Genomic DNA, 1960 nt, shown 5'->3' on the forward strand with positions numbered 1-1960 from the left:
CCGCTTTTTTGCAGGGGCTTACGATGCGCTGGTCCACTGTCTCGTCATCACTCTCACGAACCTCGCAGTTGGTGGCGGCTTCGTTCAGCCGAACGCTGGAACGCGCCGCTCGTAGGTAGCACCCGGCTTGGTCAGGATCACCCAGACGATGCGAGCGATCTTGGCTGCCAAGGCAACCGTGACCTTGTTTTTGTGCATCCGACTCTCAAGTCCATCGAGCCATGGTCCCAGTCGGTCCCGGCTGCGGTCAAGATGCGTGACGCAGGATCGAGCACCATGGACGATCATCCTTCGCAGATACTTGTTGCCGCGCTTGCTGATGCCGAGCAGCTTGGTCTTCCCGCCGGTCGAGTGTTCGCGCGGCACCAAGCCGAGCCAGGCAGCAAGATCACGAGCCTTGGCGAACTGGTGCCCGGAACCGGCTGCCGCCAATAAAGCGGTCGAGGCAAGCGGGCCGATGCCCGGCACGGTCATCAGGCGCCGTGCGGTATCGCTGCGNGCCAATAAAGCGGTCGAGGCAAGCGGGCCGATGCCCGGCACGGTCATCAGGCGCCGTGCGGTATCGCTGCGCGCAGCGATGGCTTCGATCTCTTGGTTCATGGCTGCAATGCGCTGTTCGAGCTCCATCATCTCGCCGTGAACCTCTGTCAGGATGCGGCGCATCGAAGGAGTAAGCTCGTTGGTCTCATCTGCCAGCACGCGTGGTATCTCGGCCTTGAACTTGCCCGCCCCCTGATGGATCGCGATGCCATACTCGAGGCAGAAAGCGCGCATCTGGCTGATCAGCCTCGTTCGATGGGCGATCATCCGGTCTCGAACCCGGTGGAGCGCTTGCAGGTCGATCTGCTCAGGAGTCCGAATCTCGACGAAGCGCATGGTCGGCCTGGTCACGGCTTCTGCGATGGCCTCTGCATCGATGATATCGTTCTTGTTCGACTTCACGAAAGGCTTCACGAACTGTGCCGGCACGATACGGACCGTATGCCCCATCGCCTGCAGCTTGCGTGCCAGCCACTGCGAGCCCGGGCACGCTTCCATCCCGACCAGCACTGGGGAAGCGCGCTCGAAGAACTGCAGCAAGGTCTCTCGCCTGAACGTTGCCTTCTGGATCGGCGCGTGGGCAGCATCAAGGCCGACCACGTGAAAGATCGTCTTGCCAATGTCGACGCCGAACACGGCTGCATCTCTTGGTTGGTTGCGTATGCTCATCAGTACCTCCTTCTCGGTCCGCAGAACATGCGTGGTAGGACAGGGTGGGTCGTCTCATTAATTCTAGCGCCCGGTGCCAGGCGGCAGGCGGTGGCTCATCTCCAGGAGGTGTTCGAGGTGAGCCAGCGTCGTGCCTGCGCGGTGCTGGGCGTTGACCGGACCATGGTGCGTTACGTCAGCCGTCGGCCCGACGATGACACGGCGCGAGAGCGTATCAGGGAACTGGCCAGCCAGCGACGCCGGTTCGGCTATCGGCGGCTGCACTGGCTGCTGTGCCGGGAAGGATGGACAATGAACCACAAGAAGTTCCGACGGCTCTATCGCGAGGAACGGCTGCAGGTGCGCCGTCGTGGTGGTCGCAAGCGGGCCTTGGGCACGCGGGCACCGATGACGATACCTCAGGGGCCGAACCAGCGCTGGAGCCTCGACTTCGTATCCGATGCCTTCGCCTGCGGGCGCAGGTTCCGGATCTTCGCCGTGGTCGATGACTACAGCCGGGAGTGCGTGCGCCTGATCGCCGACACGTCGATCTCGGGCGCACGGGTCGGGCGTGAGCTGGATGCAGCGGTGTTCGAGAGGATGGCACGGCCCCACACCATCGTCAGCGACAATGGCACCGAACTGACCAGCATGGCGATCCTGCGCTGGTCGAAGGAGCGCAACGTCGAGTGGCACTACATCGCGCCGGGCAAGCCCTACCAAAACGGGTTCATCGAAAGCTTCAACGCTCGCCTGCGGGACGAGTTCTTAA

General features: G+C 62.8%; 1 protein-coding gene and 1 pseudogene. One reads left to right on the top strand and one right to left on the bottom strand.

Annotation, left to right across the window (positions count from 1 at the left end; genetic code table 11):
* Nucleotides 1–84: 84 nt before the first annotated feature.
* Nucleotides 85–1209 carry an IS110 family transposase gene (locus ILT46_RS11950; protein ID WP_199504864.1) on the bottom strand — a complete coding sequence of 375 codons (1125 nt, stop codon included), beginning with the start codon at nt 1207–1209 and terminating at the stop codon, nt 85–87.
* A 60-nt stretch (nt 1210–1269) separates the two neighbouring features.
* Here ILT46_RS11950 and ILT46_RS11955 point away from each other — a divergent pair.
* Nucleotides 1270–1960 (top strand): annotated as a pseudogene (locus ILT46_RS11955) (IS3 family transposase); the annotation flags it as partial.

The sequence above is a fragment of the Qipengyuania sp. YIM B01966 genome (assembly GCF_016461955.1).
Lineage (GTDB): Bacteria > Pseudomonadota > Alphaproteobacteria > Sphingomonadales > Sphingomonadaceae > QFOP01.